Origin of the sequence: Intestinimonas sp. MSJ-38, from assembly GCF_018917925.1 — a bacterium.
In the GTDB taxonomy this organism is placed as follows: Bacteria; Bacillota; Clostridia; order Oscillospirales; family Butyricicoccaceae; genus Pseudobutyricicoccus.
On sequence record NZ_JAHLPO010000063.1, the window covers coordinates 1 to 2,170 of the forward strand.

Annotated in this window: 1 protein-coding gene; it reads right to left on the reverse strand. The window is 52.2% G+C overall.

Features of this window, described 5'->3' with window-relative positions:
* Positions 1-267: 267 nt before the first annotated feature.
* Positions 268-1,509 carry a C40 family peptidase gene (locus tag KQI26_RS15025; protein WP_216505045.1) on the reverse strand — a complete coding sequence of 414 codons (1,242 nt, stop codon included), beginning with the start codon at positions 1,507-1,509 and terminating at the stop codon, positions 268-270.
* Positions 1,510-2,170 lie beyond the last annotated feature (661 nt).

A 2,170-nucleotide genomic window follows, 5' to 3' on the forward strand; every position in this document is an offset into this window, starting at 1 on the left:
TTAGTTCCCCTGACCAGATCAGGGGCGCTTCTTGCCCCCTGATCTTTATAGAAAGGGGGGCTGACAATGGTTACATATTCTGATCTGATTCAGACAGGTATTTTAGTCGTTGCCATTATTGCCCTGTTCATTCAGGCCAATAAAAAGAAGTAACCGCCCAGCCTCCAAGCAAGCGGTTACTTCTGTAATCAAGTAGGGGGCTAACCGTCTGCCGGTAGCACCTTTGTTCTATGCTCAGTATAGTTCAAGACCGCTGAAATGTCAATATTACCGAAATGCTTCCGGTCTGCCTACGCTGTCAAAACCTTTTTTGCCGGAGATCACCACATTATTTGATCCGCTGGAGCAATGGATGATCAGCAGCTTGCCATCTTCAGTCCGGCCCCCTACGATACCCACATGGCTGTCATCACCATAAAAGACCAGGTCACCCGGCTGGGCATCCGCCCAGGAAACCGGTGTGCAATAACCGTGCTGGGATGCTGCGCCGCCACCGTGGCCAGGCTTATATCCCAGAGCGTTGTTAAAGACCCAATCCACAAATCCAGAGCAATCCAGGCCATACGGTCGATAAGTTCCTGTGGTTTGACTTCCAGGTGCTGTGACCTTCTGCATGGTTCCCCACCGGCTATCCCAGCCGATGGCGCTGCTCTTGCCGCCCCAGAAGTAGTTTACCTTGCCAACCAGGGTCAATGCTTTTTCAATCACGGCCTTGCGGTCAGGATCAAGACCCTCCGGCAAGTTTTCCAGCAGTTTAAGAGCATCCTCTTGGGTAATGGTCAGATCTCCAAGCATATCATCAAACATCCCCAACTCATCCAGCAGCGCATCCAGGGCGGTATTCTGATATTCGGTGAAGTGGTAAAAATCCCGCATCTCATCCACGGTCTTGCTTTCGATGTGTAGAATGAGCACCTTTACCTTCAGCTCACCTTCTTCCACCTCTACCACCTCACCCCAGACCTCCACCATATCCCAAAATACTTTCTTCAGCCGCTCCACCCGATCTTCGTCAAAGGTGGCCACATCGGTGGCATCTTCTCCATCACTGCCTGCTACTTTAACAGCGAATACCGCCAGCACTTCCCGCCAGTCCGGCAGCGCACCATCAGTCTCAATCCGGCTGTAAGAGCCTTCAAAAGAGCTTTGGATCTCTTCCAGCTTTTCCGTGTATTCTTCATTGACCTGGGCAATGGCCGCAGACGGGGTAATCGTTCCAGGAGTGTCATTTTCCCCGGCTGCAAAAATGCCGAAAGGCGAAGCGATTACCGCTCCCAAAGCCAACACGAGAAAGAGAAGAAATGCGAAAATACCACCGCCAACGGCGGCAATTAACACCCGGGCAAACATAGCCGCTGCCTGAGCTGCCTGTTTTGCGGATTTCTGTGCCCGTTTTCGTGCCGCAGCCACGACCTTCTTCGCTTTTTTTACCACCGTTTCTCTCAGGCGCTCTTCTGCCTGCTTCTGGACCCGCGCCTTTGCTTGTTTGGCCATACTGCTCTTCAGCATCGCCGCACTGCTCTGTTTCGCAGCCTCTGCGGATTGCCTGGCCGAAACAGAAGAAACCGATCGAGATTTGAGAGTTACTCCCACAGTAGTGTTTCTTTCTTTGAGCGCACTGGCTGAAGGGTTCCGCTGACGAAAAGCAAATCTCGTATGCTGTTCATCGGCAAGCCCTTCTCCTACTGACTTTATCTTCAGCGTTTTACCCTGTTCTTTCAGAGCAAACTCCGGGGCCAACGAAAGCTCGTTTTCTTTTTCAGCCAGGGATGCCCATTCTTTTCGTAGCGTAGCAGTTTTCTGTGCGTCGGAGATCGCTTTTTGCCGCCCTCGCTCCATGGGTGTAGGCGGTGTAATCTGCGAAGTTTGGGACACTCCCACTTGCTTGGCCTGGGCCGCCTTTTGGGCTTGTTTTTCCAAATAAACTGCTTTTAACCGCTGTGCTGCATGAGGGGAAATTTGGACTGTATTCCGAATCAGCCGCTCTTCAGTTTACAGCGTTAAATTCGCCACCTGGCCGCCTTCCATTTGGGGCTGTTCCTGCCCTTCCTGAGCATTGAATTCTTCTGGCTTTTTCCCCTGCTCCGGACGCATTCGGGATAGCTGAGATAGGCCCTGCTTCCCACTTCTTCCAAAGCGGTCGATCTCTCGCCCGATCCTGGATACTGGC

What these genes read in the sequence shown, in the direction of transcription:
- KQI26_RS15025 (WP_216505045.1), bottom strand. Translation starts at nt 1,509, where the DNA reads ATGCTGAAGAGCAGTATGGCCAAACAAGCAAAGGCGCGGGTCCAGAAG.